This window comes from Burkholderia sp. ZZQ-2 (assembly GCF_050768715.1).
GTDB lineage: Bacteria > Pseudomonadota > Gammaproteobacteria > Burkholderiales > Burkholderiaceae > Burkholderia > Burkholderia cepacia.
The window spans coordinates 52,345-68,836 of record NZ_LDVA01000351.1 but is presented as its reverse complement, the minus strand read 5'-3'; the positions used below and the strand labels follow the sequence as shown (position 1 = coordinate 68,836).

At 68.2% G+C, this 16,492-nt stretch carries 10 protein-coding genes; 5 read left to right on the top strand and 5 right to left on the bottom strand.

The features are described 5' to 3' along the window. Positions 1 to 6 precede the first annotated feature (6 nt). The gene (locus ABY44_RS34420; protein WP_027790048.1) at positions 7 to 1,029 is read left to right on the top strand and encodes an AraC family transcriptional regulator; all 1,023 of its coding nucleotides are present in this window, start codon (positions 7 to 9) and stop codon (positions 1,027 to 1,029) included. Positions 1,030 to 1,111: 82 nt separating this feature from the next. Here the strand turns inward: ABY44_RS34420 and ABY44_RS34415 are convergent, their stop codons facing one another. From ABY44_RS34415 to ABY44_RS34400, 4 genes are all read right to left on the bottom strand, one after another. Then, positions 1,112 to 6,601, bottom strand: a complete 5,490-nt coding sequence (locus ABY44_RS34415) for an AAA domain-containing protein (protein WP_060172403.1) — start codon at positions 6,599 to 6,601, stop codon at positions 1,112 to 1,114. Next, a complete protein-coding gene (locus tag ABY44_RS34410; RefSeq protein ID WP_060172404.1) occupies positions 6,598 to 7,794 on the bottom strand; it encodes a M48 family metalloprotease in 1,197 nt (398 codons plus the stop codon). Before ABY44_RS34410 ends, ABY44_RS34415 begins: the two co-directional genes overlap by 4 nt. Positions 7,795 to 7,992: 198 nt before the next feature. Beyond that, positions 7,993 to 8,718 carry a GntR family transcriptional regulator gene (locus tag ABY44_RS34405; RefSeq protein ID WP_060172406.1) on the bottom strand — a complete coding sequence of 242 codons (726 nt, stop codon included), beginning with the start codon at positions 8,716 to 8,718 and terminating at the stop codon, positions 7,993 to 7,995. Then, a complete protein-coding gene (locus tag ABY44_RS34400) occupies positions 8,706 to 8,903 on the bottom strand; it encodes a hypothetical protein (protein WP_155637894.1) in 198 nt (65 codons plus the stop codon). Before ABY44_RS34400 ends, ABY44_RS34405 begins: the two co-directional genes overlap by 13 nt. Here ABY44_RS34400 and ABY44_RS34395 point away from each other — a divergent pair. From ABY44_RS34395 to ABY44_RS34380, 4 genes are all read left to right on the top strand, one after another. After that, entirely contained in the window at positions 8,902 to 10,122 is a 1,221-nt protein-coding gene (locus ABY44_RS34395; protein ID WP_060083029.1) for a pyridoxal-phosphate-dependent aminotransferase family protein, read from the top strand. The genes ABY44_RS34400 and ABY44_RS34395 overlap by 2 nt on opposite strands. Before the next feature lie 196 nt (positions 10,123 to 10,318). Beyond that, complete coding sequence (locus ABY44_RS34390; RefSeq protein ID WP_027790051.1) at positions 10,319 to 11,593, top strand: MFS transporter; 1,275 nt, start codon at positions 10,319 to 10,321, stop codon at positions 11,591 to 11,593. A gap of 52 nt (positions 11,594 to 11,645) precedes the next feature. Continuing rightward, positions 11,646 to 12,407, top strand: coding sequence for a 2-keto-4-pentenoate hydratase (locus ABY44_RS34385; RefSeq protein WP_060172409.1), 762 nt, complete (start codon positions 11,646 to 11,648; stop codon positions 12,405 to 12,407). Between the two features lie 52 nt (positions 12,408 to 12,459). Further along, complete coding sequence (locus ABY44_RS34380) at positions 12,460 to 15,498, top strand: FAD-binding and (Fe-S)-binding domain-containing protein (RefSeq protein ID WP_060172411.1); 3,039 nt, start codon at positions 12,460 to 12,462, stop codon at positions 15,496 to 15,498. 17 nt (positions 15,499 to 15,515) lie between these two features. Here the strand turns inward: ABY44_RS34380 and ABY44_RS34375 are convergent, their stop codons facing one another. Further along, on the bottom strand, positions 15,516 to 16,421 hold the full coding sequence (locus ABY44_RS34375) for a LysR family transcriptional regulator (RefSeq protein WP_027790054.1): 906 nt from the start codon (positions 16,419 to 16,421) through the stop codon (positions 15,516 to 15,518). Positions 16,422 to 16,492 lie beyond the last annotated feature (71 nt).

Sequence of the window (16,492 nt, the reverse complement as noted above, 5' to 3'; positions counted from 1 at the left end):
GCATCCATGGACGATACCGACCGTTATACGACGGCGAATCTGCCGGTCCATCTGTTGCGGTGCCTCGCGGAGACAAGCAAGGAACTGGGCATCGACCCCACGCGGCTGTGCCTCGGGCTCGGCTTCGACGTCGCCGACCTGTCGAATCCGTCGTGCCGGATTTCATTGCGCCAGGCGAGCACGATGATCCGCCGCGCGCTCGAGATGGCGCCGGGGCGGGCGCTCGGCCTCGAACTCGGCACGAGCGAGACGATCGCGTCGATCGGGCTGGTCGGCTATGCGATGCTGACGAGCCCGACGCTGAAGGACGCGATCGTGACCGGTATCGGGCTGCAGCGCCACACGGGGCCGCTGATGCGCTTCGACGTGATGTCGGATGCGCGCACGCTGTCGGTCCGCGCGACCAACGTCTTCCTCGAGCCCGACATCGAGGCGTTCCTCGTCGAGGAGGCGTTCGGCAGCTTCATGAAGATCGGGCGCTCGCTCGTCGGCCCCGCGTTCCAGCCGAAGGTCGTCGATCTCAGCTACCCGCCGCCGGCCTATGCGGAGCAATACGCCCGCGTGTTCCCGTGCCCGGTGCGGTTCGAACAGGAGCAGAACCTGTTTTCGTGCGACGCCGCGCTCGGCAACCGCCCGATCGCGACCCACGATCCGCTCGCGCATCGCCAGGTGCTCGAATTCCTGCAGGACGCGCTGCCGCCCGAACCCGAAGGCACCGAATTTCTCGAATCGATCGAACGGATCATGCGGCGCGACCTGCGGCATGCGCCGTCGCTCGCCGAGATCGCCGCGCAGCTGTGCATGAGCGAGCGCACGCTGCGACGGCGGCTCGCCGACCAGGGCGTGTCGTACCAGACGGTGATCGACACGATCCGCCGCAAGCGCGCATTCACGCTGCTGAGCAATCCGCGGCTGTCGATCGAGGATGTTGCACACGAAGTCGGGTTCAGCGACGCGCACAACTTCCGGCGCGCGTTCAAGCGGTGGACGGGGCACGGGCCGAGAGAGGGGCAGCGGGCGGCGATGTAGCGGCGCGGCCTGCCGCGGGGCCGCGCCGCCTCATTCGGCCGGGTCAGACGGCCACTCGTGCCCTGCGAGCGTGCGCCGGCTGTCACCCGGCCGGGTCTTCGACATAACCCTTGCGCAGTTTCTCCGCCACCAGCTTGTCCATTTCGCGGCGCGCGCGTTCGACGCTTTCGAATTGCTTCAGGTTGACTTGCCCGTTCGTGCCGATACGACCGTACGTCACGCTCAACTCGGTACCGCGCAGGCTGGCGCGCCAGAACTTGCTGGACGCGCCCTGCATGTATCGCAGCGACCGCACCCGCTCCGTCGGCGCACTGGCCGCTGCCACCGCTTCCTCGTCGACCGCGGCGGCCTCCCGGGCCGGGGTCCGGACGGGAAACACCGGGAGCTCGATTTCCTGGTCCAGCGCGCGATCTTCCCCGTCCGCGAGCATCGCCTCGATGCGTGCAAGCACCCCCGCCGAGTCATCCAGCCAGTCCTTTCCGGGAATGTCGAGCACACGCCAGCCGAATGCGCGCAGAATGCCGGTCCGGAACACGTAGCGCTCCGCGGTATCGGCCACGATGCTGGACGGGTTGTCGAGCAGGATCGCCAGCGAATAGCCCTGCTTCGTCGCATCGACGATCGCCAGGTCGCAGCGGAATTGCGATCGACCGACGTCGACGTCGACCCGATGGCCGCGTGCGCGCAGCGCGTCGGCCAGTGCGTCGCGAATGGCGTCGGGCGAGGTCCGCCGCGTGAAGGCATCGCGCGCGCCCTGATTCAACGCACCGAGCACCGCCTGCGCACGATCGAACTGGCCCGTGGCACTGGCCTGGGCAAACTGCAGGAACGCTCGCAACGCGGCCGCGCCATCGTTGTGCACGTTGGTGATCGCGTCGGCTTGGATCGTCGACACCACGGCCATCCGATGCCTCGCGCGGCTAAAGATGACATTGAGGCGCTTCTCTCCCCCGCGCTGGTTGATCGGCCCGAAATTCATCAGCATCCTGCCGTCGGGACCCGGTGCGTAACAGATGCTGAGGATGATCACGTCGCGCTCGTCACCCTGGACGTTTTCCAGGTTCTTGACGAACAGGCCATTGAACTGGTCGTCGTCTTCGCGCACGTACTCGCGCTCGAGTCGCGCGGCAAAGTCGGCGTCCTCGGCAGCCAGCGCCTCCAGCGCCGCTTCGATCGCGCTCTGCTGCGCCTCGGAGAACGCGACGATACCCAGGCTCAGGCCGCCCTCCCGGCGCAGGAGCTCGCGCACGACCCGCGCGATATAGCGCGCTTCGGGCACGTTTCCGCGCTCGACGTATACGCCGTCGTCGAGCCGGTGAAAACTGATCGGCCGCGCCAGCAGCGCATCGGCACCGACGACGCCTGCATCGTCCTGATCCGATCGCAACGACTGCACGCCGTCCTCGTTTTGCTCGAGCACGCGATCGGGAATCGTGACGAGGCGGCCATCGTAGAACGCCGCATTGGAAAAGCTGATCAACGCTTCGTGTCGGCTGCGGTAGTGCCATGCGAGCAGCGTCGCGGGCAAATTGCGCGCCGCCTGATTCAGCAGGCTGTCGGAGTCGAGACTGATTGCGATGCGCTCGCCCTCTTCCTCGATCACGATCTCGTCCTCGCCTTCCGCGCCCGCCGCCGTGAAGAAACTCGTGGGCGGCAGCTGCATTTCGTCGCCCACGACCACGACCTGCCGGGCGCGGCTGAGCGCCGGTACGGATTCCTCGGTGGGAATCTGGCTGGCCTCGTCGAAGATCACCACGTCGAACAGGTCGGGCGACAGCGGCAGCGTATCCGACACGGAGAGCGGGCTCATCAGCCAGATCGGCTTCAGGTCGTTGACGACCATGCCCGTTTCGTCGTCGGCGAGATCGCGAATCGAGCGGTGCCGCATGCTCTTGCCGAATTCGTGTTCGAGCTCGCGCCGGCCGGTCGCGTAGCGCTTCTTGAAGGTCTTGCCGTCCGCATCGAGCTGCGTGGCCGACAACGAAGACTGTCGTACGTGCTCGGCGAACTGCCGGTGCAACGTCGAGCTCACCACCTGCGCGTTCACGGCCAGCAGTTCGCGCTGAATCCGGGCGGCGGCGCGCGCGGCCTGGGCAAGCGCCGCACCGCCAAACCGCGCGAGCACCGGGTTCTCGCGCTCGAGCCGGCGCAACGCCTCGTCGGCAATCAGCGCCTCCAGCTCGGCAGGCGCATGATCGACGGACTGAAGCGTGGCCGCATACGCGGGATCGGCCGCGTGCACCGCGCGCAACAGCGGCAACAGGTCGGGCAAGTCGTCCAGGCCTTCCCGCAGATCGCGCAGCGATTCGGCGATATCGCCCAGCGACGCGTCGTCGCTCATCACGAGGTTCTCGCGGATGCGCCCCGCCAGCTTGTCAAGCGCCTCGCGGGCGCCGGCCTCGACACGTGCGGCAGCAAGCGGATCGACGGCCCGGCGCAGATGAGCGATCCGTTCGCGCAAATCATCGTCCGATGCCAGACGTGCTTCCAGCTCGGCCAACGCGCGCAGGAAGGCGCCCATTTCGCTCACGCCGTAGCGCTTGCGGCATTCGACATCGGCCGAGTCGAGCGCAGCGGCGGCCGCCTGCTCCGCGGCCAGCTGCTCCAGGACCTTGACGTAACCAGGATGCACCGCATGCTGCCCGAAGTCGTAGCGACGCCGGAGTTCGCCGCGCAGCCGCCACCATGCCGGCTGCAGCCATCGCAGCGCCGACGTCTCGAACCGGCGCGCGAGCGCCAGGGCGGACGCCGTATCGCCCGGCGACAGCTTGTCTCGCCAGTGCACGGTCTCGGCCTGCGCGGCCGTCAGCGCGTCGGCATGTGCAGCCAGTGCGTCGCGGTCGTCGCGCAGCGCCGCCTGAGCGGACGATGCCGGGTCGAGCACGTCGAGGTGCGCGGCGAGGCCGGTGTCGACCAGCCACTGGCAGTCGGTCGCGATCGTGCGGGCGCGCGCCAGTGCGGTTTCGTGTCCGATCGACGCCGCCGTGTTGTCGAGCACCGGATCGAGCGCGTCGAACAGCGCGTCGGCGTCCCGGCACAGCTGCTCGGCCCGTCCGAATGCGCGTTCGTCGGCCAGCAGCCCTGCCGACAGCCGTGCGAACGGTTGCGAAGCGAGACTGTCCGCGCCGAACCGTTCGCGCATCGCGCGATGCACGCGCTGGGTCAGCTCGCCATGCCGATCCCAGACAGCGAGCGCCGGCAATCGCTCGCGCAACGCGAAACCCGCTTCCGGTGCGACCGGCAGCGCGACCAGACGGCGCAACAGTGTGCGTACGCTCGCACCCAGCGCGTCGGGCGCCGCGGCCATCGCCGCTTCGAACGCGTCGATGCGCTGCTGGTGCAGGTCGAGCGCATCGATCAGTGCCGCCCGCCGTGCGTGCAACGATTCGCTGTCGTGCGATTGCGCGATCCAGCGCTCGTAACAGGTCTTCAGATCGGCAATGAACGCCCTCTTGTCGGTCTGAGAATCGTGGATCAGGCAACACAGTGCGTCCAGCCCGCTCTGCTTGAGCCGATGGAACACCACGTCCAGCGCCGCGCGCTTCTCGCACACGAACAGCACGCGCTTGCCGCGCCCCGCGTAATCCGCGATGAGGTTGGTGATGGTCTGTGACTTGCCCGTGCCGGGCGGCCCTTGAATGATGAAGCTGCGCTGGCTGCGAGCCAGACTCACCGACGCATTCTGGGTCGCATCGGACGCCACCACGTTCCACTGTTCTCCCGCCGGCAGCGGAGCAGGGGCGATCGTTTCCACCTCGCGCGGCTCGATCGAGAACACCCTGTCGAACGCAGGGTTCGCGCCGGTTTCATCCAGCAGTTGCGCGTAATCGCGCACCAGCGACATCTTCCGGTAGTTGAAGTTGGCCAGCGTGACCTGCGTCAGGTCGAGATCCCACGCATAGCGATGGCCCTCCGCCTCCTGCAGCACGTAACCTTGCCGCTCGTCGACGCGCTCGGCCGCCGTGTCCGCCATCTGCGGACGACGCAGGCTGGCACCCGGTGCGGCACCCGCCTCGAAGCGCTGCGGCAGCTCGCTCGGCCGCACCCATTCCTCGAACAGCGCGCGGCCGAGCGGGCGATAGTCATCCTGGCTGTAGCTGAACGACGGCAGCCGGCTGCCGCGCGACTCGCCCGCGCGCGCCGCGGGCTTGCGGCGCCGGTACTGCTGCATGCGCTGCAGCGCCTTCTGACGCACCAGCCGAACGGACGCCTTGTCGACGAGCCGTAGCTCGACCGCCGGTTCGGAGCGCCGGATCTGCGCGAGGATATCCGCGTGAATCTCGGCCAGCGTGATCTTGCCCAGATCGACCGTCTCGGGCAGCCGGATGTCGTAGAGCTGACTCAGGTGGTGCCGCAACACCGGATTGAATTCGGCGTCGCCGCCCGTGCACTGGATCACGTACTGATCGCGCACGCCCTTGCGCTTGACGAGTTCGACCGGCAACCAGAGCAGCGGCGACACGATGCGTTCGTCGGGTGTCTCTTTCAGATTGTGCCAACGCAGGAACGCGACCACGAGACGCAGGTTGCTGAAGCCGAACTCCGCACGTTCGCGGCGCGTATCGGCAATCAGCCGGTCCAGCGACGCCGGCAAGTAGGGCTGGTCGTCGAAGCGCAGCCATTGCTGCAGCGGCACGGCCTTGCCGGCCACCAGGTCGGCCGCGAACGGTCCGCCCCACGTGCAGATGTGTTCCGGACGCACGCTTTCGATCTGCAGCATCAACGGCACGCTGGCCACGGTCAGGTTGACGGTCGCGGCGGTCGGGCGGAAATGCAGCAGCCGGTTGCGACGCGACAAATCGAACAGGCGGTCGCGCAGATGCGTCAGCACGGCGCCGCGACGCGATGCCGCGCCGGTCGTCCCCGCCAGCGCGCGCTCGACGTCGAGGCCGAGCGGTTGCTCGCGCCACGTGCGCAGGCGCATCGCGAGCGCCGCCACATCGGTCGCGCGGTCGTGGCGATTCACTTCGGTCATCTCGACGATCACCGCAGCGACGATCGGATGCAGCCGTTCGTGAAGCACGAACAGATTGCGCCGATGCGCGACGAACCCGTTCAGGTCGCTCCCGGTCTCGAAGTTCAACCCGCATGCGAGGCTGGCGAGCACCATGCCCAGCAGGAAAACGTCTGTGATCTCGTCATGATGGCCGAGCGATCGCTCCCAGCTCGCATACCCGGGCAAATAGACGGGGCGCTCGATGGGGGCTGCCGCATCCGTCTGCAGCGCGAGGTCGGTCTGATCGTGGCGGCCATCCGGTGTGTGTTCCAGCCGCAGCGCGCCGACGATGTTCAGGCCCGAAGCAGGGTGCGGCTGCACGCGATGCACGGCGCCGATGTCCATCTGCGGCGTTTCGCCCTCGGGGTGTCGCAGCGCCAGCCCGCCCTCTTCGCCGATCACGATGCTGTCGGCGTCGAGCCGGGCCACCTTGCCCCGAGCATGCAGCGCGGCCACCTGTCCGAACAGCGGCAGCACCAGCACGAGTACGTCGTCGGTCGGCAGTGCCGCGCCGGCCTGCGCGGCGATCAGTGTGCGCAGCGTGCGCGGCGCACCGTCGTCGATCGTGTCGTTCATGCGTCCTTCTCCCCGGTCAGTTGCCGCTTGTAGCGTTCGAGATCGCGCTTGCCGAGGCCCGCGTCGCGCCGAAGGTTGAGTTGCAGTGCGTCGAGGCTGCCGAGCGACCGGGCGACCTGCCCGGCGCGCAGCAACGCCACGTCGCGCTGATCGGGGTCCGCCAGTGCAAGATCCATCATCAGCGCGTTGAGATAGCCGCGCACACTGTCGTCGACGCCTGCCGCCGCGAATGCGTCGGGGCCGACGACGGGCTCGTCGTCACACCAGTCCGGAAACAGCATGCGCACCTGGGCCAGCACGGCGTCGCTCGCCAGCGACGCGCCGTCGAGATAGTGCGCAATGAACCCGCGCGTCAGCGCCTGCAGACGCGCCTGGCCGGGCAGGTCGAGACGCTCGAGCGAAAGCGGGCCGTGCAGGCGCGCGTCGATCCAGTCGTCGAGACCGGCCTCGCCGTCCCACCACAGAGCAAGCGCACGTGCGCGGATGAAGGTCTCGGGATGGCTCAATGCGGCACTGGCGCCGGACTCGTTCGATTCGATTTCAGCGGCCTGACGCAGATACGCGGCGGCATCGACCGTGCTGATACCCGTCTGCACCTTCACGAGCGTCGATACGGCGGGCGCCACCGCGCCGGCCGCGATGGCGCCGCCCCGATCCGCGAAGAGTTCGGTATGCAGCGCGTAACGCCGAAAAGTCTCGCGATGACTGTCGGCTCCGGCCGGGTTGGCCACCGCGTCGTTGAGAATCCGGTCCGCCGTCAGGAAGCGGCCGTCGGCGCGCGACCACAGCAGATGGTGCGCGAGTTCGTGCCCGAGGATCGCCAGCAGTTCCTGCGAAGACAATCGCTCCAGTACGGATCCTTGCAACAGGATGTGGATCTCGCCCGGCACGAAAACGAGCGACGCATTCATCTGGTTGCCCGGCGACTGGTAGAGCGTGGCCGGTATATCGACGATACCGAGTCGCTCCATGGCCAGTGCCAATGCGGCATGGACATCGCCGTGCGCGTCGGCGTCGATCCGGTAGGTTTCGCGCAACAGCGACGCGCGCAGCGATTCGAGCTGTTCGGTGTACGTTTCGCGCTCGCCGGTCCAGCGCCAGACGTCCGGCTCATGCCGGCACAAATAATCCGCTACGGCTTCGTGGTAGACGAGGGGCGCCAGCGCGCCGCGGTTCGGGGCGTGAGAGTCCATGCGAGGCACTCCGGTTGGGAAGTGCCGATTCTACCGACGGAATACGGCGCCGCAACTGTCGAAAAGAGGCCGTCGCGACCATCCGTTCGGGACTTCGGGAGAGGACGCTCGTCGAGTCGACTCGACGGCGAGCGTCACGCATGACACCGGGCCGCATCCGGCGTCCCGGCGTGTGTCCCGGCGCCCGGACCGTCGGCGTTACGCCGGTTCGTGGCCGGTGTGCGGCGCTGCCTCCCCCTGCTGCAACAACACCGCGTCGCGCTTCTCCAGCAGATGCCGCCGCAGGATCGCCGCGAGCGCCTTGCCGTCGCGCGCCTCCAGCGCCTTGATCATCTCCTCGTGATCGTGCACCGCGCGATCCCATTTCTCGACGTGCTGGTTCGAGCGGAACCGCATCGACATGATCCGGCGATTGATCGACTGGTACGTGGCGCGCAGCGCCGAGTTGCGCGCGGCCTCGTTGATGCGGTCGTGGATTTCCTGGTTGCGGCTGTAGTAGCCGGGCAGGTCGTTCTGCAGCCGGCACGCGAGCATCGAGTAATGCAGCGCCTTGATCTCCGCGAGCTCCGCTTGCGTGATGCGCTCGCAGGCCAGCTCGCCTGAAAACGCCTCCAGCCCCGACATCAGCTCGAACGTCTCGCGGATCTCCGATTCGCTCATCCGGTACACGCTCGCGCCGCGATTCGGCGACAGCACCAGCAGCCCCTCGGCCGCCAGCACCTTGAACGCCTCGCGCAGCGGCGTGCGCGAGATGCCGAGCGTCTCGCACAGCTCGCGCTCATTCAGCCGCATGCCCGGCGCGAGCACGCCTTCGACGATGAATTTGCGCAGGTGCTCGACGACCGTGTCGTGCAGCCGCTGCCGCTCCAGTTTCGGCAGTGCCGGCGCGCCGCCGGCTTGCTCCAGATCATTCAAATCTTGCATGCAAAATCCTTCCTTCTTGCTTCACGCGATTCTACTTCAACTCGCCCGACCCGAATATCTCCCCGCCAACGCCGGGTAAACACCGGCATTTTCGGCGAAATCAGTTCTTGGGTTTGCCGCGATCGCTCTGCTAAAGTATTTTGCATGCAAAATTCAAAATGCAACCAAGGAGACAGAACAACCATGCTGCAACTCGACTTTCATCCGTCCGGCCGCCATTTCCTGCAGATTCCGGGGCCGAGCCCGGTACCCGACCGCATCCTGCGGGCGATGAGCTATCCGACCATCGACCACCGTGGCCCCGAATTCGGCGCGCTCGGCCTCAAGGTGCTCGCCGGCATCAGGAAGATCTTCAAGACCACGCAGCCGGTGATCATCTATCCGGCGTCGGGTACCGGCGCATGGGAGGCCGCGCTGACCAACACGCTGAGCGCCGGCGACACCGTGCTGATGTACGAGACCGGCCACTTCGCGACGCTGTGGAAGAAGATGGCCGACGCGCTCGGCCTGAAGCCCGAATTCCTCGGGCTGCCGGGCATCGAAGGCTGGCGCCGCGGCGTGCAGCCCGACATGATCGAGGCGCGCCTGCGCGCCGATACCACGCACGCCATCAAGGCGGTGTGCGTGGTGCACAACGAAACCTCCACCGGCGTCACCTCCGACATCGCGGCCGTGCGCCGCGCGATCGACGCGGCGGGCCACCCGGCGCTGCTGATGGTCGACACGATCTCGGGGCTCGCGTCCGCCGACTACCGCCACGACGAATGGGGGGTCGACGTGACGGTATCGGGTTCGCAGAAAGGGCTGATGCTGCCGCCCGGCATCAGCTTCAACGCGGTGTCGCCGAAGGCGCTCGCGGCGAGCGGGCACGCGACGCTGCCGCGCGCGTTCTGGGGCTGGCACGAGATCATCGAGGCGAACAGGAACGGCTACTGGCCGTACACGCCGAACACCAACCTGCTGTACGGGCTCGCCGAAGCGCTCGACATGATCCTCGGCGAAGGGCTCGACGCCGTGTTCGCGCGCCACCAGCGGCTCGCGGAAGCCACGCGCCGCGCGGTGCGCGCATGGGGCCTCGAGATCCAGTGCGCGGACCCGGCCGTCTACAGCCCCGTGCTGACCGGCGTGATGATGCCCGACGGCGTCGACGCGGACGCCGTGCGCAAGCTGATCTACGAACGCTTCGACATGTCGCTCGGGCAGGCGCTCGGCAAGATGCGCGGCAAGATGTTCCGCATCGGCCATCTCGGCGACTGCAACGACCTCACGCTGATGGCCACGCTCGCCGGCTGCGAGATGGGGCTGAAGCTCGCCGGCGTGCCGGTTGCCGCGAGCGGCGTCGTCGCGGCGATGGACACCCTCGCATCGAACACGCACGCCCCCGCGCTGCGCGCGGCGGCCTGAGCGCCGGCGGGCGGCGCGCACGTTTCACGCACGCCGCCTGACGCGCCCTTTCCGTTTCACGGGCGGCCGCGCGCGGTCGTCGCGACACGCACCGGCCGCTGCCGGCGCCCGCCCCGCTTCATCGGCACGACCCACCTCGATGCCGGCCTCGACGCCGGCACGGGCAGCCAGCCAGACAACATCCAGGAGACAAAACATGAAGCTGTTCCGAGCGACCGGCATCGTGCTGGTGATGCTGTGCGTGATGTACTTCATCACGTACCTCGATCGCGTGAACGTGAGCACGGCCGCTGCCGGGTTCGGCAAGGAATTCGGGCTGAACAGGACGGAGATCGGCCTCGTGTTCTCCGCGTTCGCGTATCCGTATCTCGTATTCCAGATCATCGGCGGCTGGGTCAGCGACCGCTTCGGCGCGCGCCGCACGCTGCTCGCCTGCGGGCTGCTGTGGGCCGTCGCGACGCTGCTCACCGGGATGGCCGGCGGCCTCGCGTCGCTGCTCGCCGCGCGCCTGCTGCTCGGGCTCGGCGAAGGCGCGACGTTCCCGGCGGCCACGTCGGCGATGTCGCGCTGGGTGCCGCGCGAGAAACGCGGCTTCGCGCAGGGCATCACGCATGCGTTCTCGCGCGTCGGCAACGCGGTCGCGCCGGCCGCCGTCGTCGCGGTGATGGCCGTGTACGGGTGGCGCGAATCGTTCTACATCTGCGGCGTGATCAGCATCGTGTGGGTCGCGGTGTGGGCGCTCGTCTATACCGAACACCCGAAGGACCACCCGCGCATCACGCAGGCCGAACTCGACGCGCTGCCGCAACCGAAGCCGAAACCCGCCGCCGTGCCCTGGGGCCCGTTGTTCCGCCGGATGATGCCCGTCACGATCGTGTACTTCTGCTACGGCTGGACGCTGTGGCTGTTCCTGAGCTGGATTCCGCAGTATTTCCTGCACAGCTACGACCTCGACCTGAAGAAATCGGCCGTGTTCGCGTCGGCGGTGTTCTTCGCGGGCGTGATCGGCGACACGCTCGGCGGGATCGTCACCGACCGCATCCTCGCGCGCACCGGCAGCCTCAAGCGCGCACGCAGCTGGATGGTGTCGATCTGCATGCTGCTCACGCTGCTGTCGCTGTTGCCGCTGCTGTTCACGCATCACCTGTACGTGTCGATGGCGTGCCTCGCGGCCGGCTTCTTCTTCGCCGAAATGACGATCGGCCCGATGTGGGCCGTGCCGATGGACATCGCGCCGGAATACTCGGGCACCGCGAGCGGGATGATGAATTCCGGCTCCGCGCTCGCGGCGATCCTGTCACCCGTGATCTCCGGCTTCGTGATCGACCGCTTCGGCAGCTGGGAGCTGCCGTTCATCGGCAGCATGGTGCTGATGGGCGTGGGCGTGCTGCTCGCGTTCCGCATGCAGCCGGAAAGCCGCTTCGCCGACGCCCCCGCCGAACAACCGGCCGCCAATCGCTCGCCGGCCTGATGCCAACGGGGCGCTGCCGCCCGCGGCGCCCGCCCTTTCCCCGACTGCAACGATGACCCAGGCTACCCACGACCTCGCCGTCCGGCTCGCCGCCGGCTGGCAACACGGCATCGCGTTCGCCGCGCTGCCTTCAGCCCTCGTCCCCGCCGATGCCGACGCCGCCTATGCGGTGCAGGCGCAACTGCTCGCCGAGCGCCGCGCCGCGATCGGCGCGTGGAAGGTCGGCGCGAAACGGCCCGACGGGCCGATCCAGGGCGCACCGCTGCCGGACGACTGCCGCCATGCGAGCGGCGTCACGCTGCCGCGCGGCGCGTTCCGGCCGCTCGGTCTCGAACTGGAGATCGCGTTTCGCTTCGGCCGCGACTTCGCGCCGCGTGCGCCCGCCTATGCCGACGACGAAGTGTTCGACGGTATCGCGCAGATGGGCGCCGCGATCGAGATCGTCGCGAGCCGCTTCCGCGAGTGGCCGGACGTCGCGCCTGCCGCCCAGCTCGCCGACCTGCAGAACCACGGTGCGCTCGTGCTGGGCGAGATGACCGGCTATCGCGCCGATTTCCCGTTCGCCGCGCCGGCACCGGCGTTCACGTTCGACGGGCACGACATCGCCGGCACCGCACCTGGCACCAACCCGGCCGGCGACCCGCGCAGCCTGCTGCCGTGGCTCGTGAATCACGCGTCGCGGCGCGGCATCGCGCTGCCAGCCGACACCGTCGTCACGACCGGCTCGTACACGGGCATGCATTTTCCGCGGGCCGCGGGCACGGCCGTCGGCCGCATCGCGGGGCTGCCGCCCGTCAGCGTCACGCTCGCCTGATCCCTCATCCGATCCTCGCCCGATCCGTTCCCATCCGATACCGACCGCCGCCATGACATCCGCCGTCTCGCCTTCGCTGGTTCGCCCCGTCCATCTCGTGCCGTCGCAAGGCGCCGCGCTGTCGCCGCTGTTCGAGCGGCTGCGCCGTGAAATGCGCGGCGACGTCTACGCCGATCGCGCGAGCCGCGGTCGTTATGCGACCGACGCGTCGATCTACCAGATCATGCCGCTCGGCGTGGTCGTGCCGCGCGACCAGGACGACCTGCGGATCGCACTCGACATCGCGCGCGACCGCAAGATTCCCGTGCTCGCGCGCGGCGCCGGCACCAGCCAGTGCGGGCAGACGGTCGGCGAGGCGCTCGTCGTCGACAATAGCAAATGGCTGAACCGGATCGTCGCATTCGATGCGCAGGCGCGCACCGTCACCGTCGAGCCCGGCATCGTGCTCGATCATCTGAACGCGTGGCTGAAACCGCACGGGCTGTGGTTTCCGGTCGACGTGTCGACGGCCGCGCAATGCACGATCGGCGGGATGGCCGGCAACAACTCGTGCGGGTCGCGCTCGATCGAGTACGGCAACATGGTGCACAACGTGCTCGCGATCGACGCGATCCTCGCCGACGGCAGCGAATGCCGGTTCGGTTCGCTCGCACAGCCCGTCACCGATCGCCGCACACTCGAGCTGCTGCACGGCGTCGAACGCATCGCGAAGCGCGAGCGCGACGAGATCGTCGAGCGCGTGCCGAAGGTGCTGCGCCGCGTGGCCGGCTACAACCTCGACCTGTTCGACTGCCAGAACCCGCGCGCCTATACCGACGACGGTCACGCGAATCTCGCGCACCTGCTCGTCGGCTCGGAAGGCACGCTCGCCCATAGCCGGCAGATCACGCTGAAGCTCGCGCCGCTGCCCGCGCACAAGACGCTCGGTGTCGTGAACTTCCCGACCTTCTACCAGGCGATGGACACCGCGCAGCACATCGTGAAGCTGAAGCCGGTGGCCGTCGAGCTGGTCGATCGCACGATGATCGACCTGTCGATGGAAAACCCGGCGTTCCGGCCCGTGATCGAACGGGCGCTGGTCGGCCAGCCGCAGGCGATCCTGCTCGTCGAGTTCGCGGGCGAATCGCGCGACGCGCAACACGCGCAGCTCGACCGGCTCGCCGAACTGATGGCCGATCTCGGCCTGCCCGGCAGCGTCGTGAAGATGACCGACGCCGGCGCGCAGAAGGCGCTGTGGGAGGTGCGCAAGGCGGGGCTGAACATCATGATGAGCATGAAGGGCGACGGCAAGCCGGTGTCGTTCATCGAGGATTGCGCGGTGCCGCTCGAACACCTCGCCGAATACACGCGCCGCCTGACCGACGTTTTCCACAGGCACGAGACCGAAGGCACGTGGTACGCGCATGCGAGCGTCGGCACGCTGCACGTGCGGCCGATCCTCGACATGCGGCGCGACGGCGCGACGCGCATGCGCGAGATCGCCGAAGAGGCGGCGGCACTCGTGCGCGAGTACAAGGGCGCGTATTCGGGCGAACACGGCGACGGGCTGTGCCGCGGCGAATGGGTCGCGTGGCAGTATGGCCCGCGCCTGAATGCGGCGTTCGCGGAGATCAAGAAGCTGTTCGATCCCGGCAACCGCTTCAATCCCGACAAGATCGTCAATCCGCCGAAGATGGATGCACGCGAGCATTTCCGTTTCGCGCCCGGCTATGCGGCGCTGCCGCTGCGGCCCGCGCTCGACTGGTCGGCATGGAACGTCACGCGCAATCCGCTGACCGGCGAAGAAACCGCCCCCGGCTCGGGCGCCGATATCACGCACGGGCTCGCGTCGGCCGTCGAGATGTGCAACAACAACGGCCACTGCCGCAAGTTCGACGCGGGCACGATGTGCCCGAGCTACCGCGTGACGCGCGACGAACAGCACGTGACGCGCGGCCGTGCGAACACGCTGCGGCTCGCGGTGACGGGCCAGCTCGGCGCCGACGGCCTCGCCGGCGACGACGTGAAGGCCGCGCTCGACCTGTGCGTGTCGTGCAAGGGCTGCAAACGCGATTGTCCGACGGGCGTCGACATGGCGCGCTTCAAGATCGAGGCGCGGCACGCGTGGAACCGCAAGCACGGCACGACGCTGCGTGAACGGCTCGTCGCGTATCTGCCGCGTTATGCGCCGTGGGCCGCGCGCATGCGCGGCGCGATCGCGCTCGTCAATGGCGTGCCGGTCGTCGCGTCGTCGATCAAGCGATGGATCGGCCTCGCGCCGCAGCGCGCGCTGCCCGGGTTCGCGCGGCCGTTTCTTGCGGATGTGGGTGCGGTTACGGGGACATCAACGCCCTCGCAAACCGGCTCGGCCACCCGCGAAGTGCTGCTGTTCGTCGATTCCTTCAGCAACTACCAGGAACCGGACAACGCGCGCGCCGCGCAGGCCGTGCTCGAAGCGGCCGGCTACACCGTGCATTTCAACGTGCGCGCAGGCGCGCGGCCACTGTGCTGCGGCCGCACGTTCCTCGCGGCCGGGCTCGTCGACGAAGCGAAGTCCGAGGCCAGGCGCACGCTCGATGCGCTGCGGCCGTACCTCGAACGCGGTGTCGCGATCGTCGGGCTGGAGCCTTCGTGCCTGCTGTCGATGCGCGACGAGTTTCTTGCCTACGGTTACGGCGACGAAGCCACACGGCTCGCGAGCCACGCGTTCCTGTTCGAGGAGTTTCTCGTGCGCGAACACGAGGCCGGCCGGTTGTCGCTGCCGCTGCACGCGATCGATGCGAACGAAGCGCTCGTGCACGGCCACTGCCATCAGAAGGCATTCGGCGCGTTCACGCCGGTGCAGACGGTGCTGCGCTGGATTCCGGGGCTCAAGGTAACGCCGGTCGAATCGTCGTGCTGCGGGATGGCCGGCAGCTTCGGCTATGAAGCCGAGCATTACGCCGCATCGCAGGCCATGGCCGAACTGTCGCTGCTGCCGGCCGTGCGTGCGCGGGCGGAAGGCGCGATCGTCGTCGCGGACGGTACGAGTTGCCGGCATCAGATTCAGGACGGCGCGCAAGCGCAGGCCGTGCATGTGGCGAAGGTGCTGGCGCGGGCATTGCGAAGCTGACCGTCGCCGCGTGCGCATCACCGCGGTTCGCCGATCCCGCCCATCAGCGTCACCAGTTGCTCGCGCAGCCACCGGCTGCCCTGATCCTGATCCGCGCTGCGATGCCAGTAGCAGAAGTATTCGAGCGCCGGCATCTCGAACGGCAGTTCGAGAATCCGCGCCGGATACCGCTGCAGCAGCCGCAGCGGCGCCGTCAGCGCCAGGTCGCCGCGCATCGCGATCAGCGGCGCGACCATGTAGTGCTGCACGCGCATCTGGATGGTGCGGCGCAACCCGAGGCGCGTCAGCTCCGCGTCGACGTGCCCGCTGCCCTTGCGGCGGCTCGACACGTGGATGTGCCCCATCGACAGGTAGTCGTCCATGGTGAGCGTGTCGCCCTTGAACGGGTGATCGTCGCGGATCATGCACGCATAGCGGTCGCGCACGAGCAGCGCCTGATGAAGGTGCGGATCGCCGATCAGCGGCGCGTCGATCGCGATGTCGACGGAGCCGTTCGCGAGCGCGGTCGCGACTTCACGGCGATCCATCGTGTAGCTGCGCACGTGCATGCCGGGCGCATGCTTCTGCAGCAGTTCGCCGAGCGCGGGCAGCAGCAGCGCTTCGGTCAGGTCGCTCATGCTCATCCGGAACACGCGCGTCGACGACGCCGGATCGAACACGTCGCCTTCGTGCGCGCTCGAATCGAGCAGCTGCATCGCCTCGCGCACACGGCCGACGATGTTCTCGGCCAGCGGCGTCGGCATCATCCCGGCCGGCGTGCTGACGAACAGCGGATCGTTCAGGGTCTTGCGCAGCCGCGCCAGCGCGTTGCTGACGGCCGGCTGCGTGAGATTCAGCACCTCGGCCGCGCGCGTCAGGTTGCGCTTGGTGTAGATCGCGTCGAATACGACGAACAGGTTCAGGTCAATCTTCGAAAGGCGCATCGCCGGATCTCCTTGCCGGCATCTTACGGCGTGCGCCACCCGCTCGTCCACGGCCCTGCGCATCCCGGCGC